Genomic DNA, 241 nt, shown 5'->3' on the forward strand with positions numbered 1-241 from the left:
AATGAGGTGAAATAATGGCAACTACTGAAAAAACAAATGCAAGTGGAATAGTAATGGGGATTAAAGATGGAAAAGCTTTAATTCAACATGAGACAAGCAAATTAGCTAATAGGAACTATTATGTAGTAGGAGGTCCAGGTTCATTTAAGACACAATCTTTTGTTTTGACCAACATGATTAATAGAACGGACTGCAGTATTGTTGTTACTGATACGAAAGGGGAGGTTTATGAAAAGACCGC

General features: G+C 35.3%; 1 protein-coding gene. It reads left to right on the forward strand.

The window, feature by feature from the left end; genetic code table 11:
- Positions 1-14: 14 nt before the first annotated feature.
- Positions 15-241, forward strand: a 227-nt coding sequence (locus GJQ66_RS13720) for a type IV secretory system conjugative DNA transfer family protein (protein ID WP_196215954.1), incomplete at its 3' end; no start/stop codon positions are given.

This window comes from Microbacterium sp. ZXX196 (assembly GCF_009709595.1).
Lineage (GTDB): Bacteria > Actinomycetota > Actinomycetes > Actinomycetales > Microbacteriaceae > Microbacterium > Microbacterium excoecariae.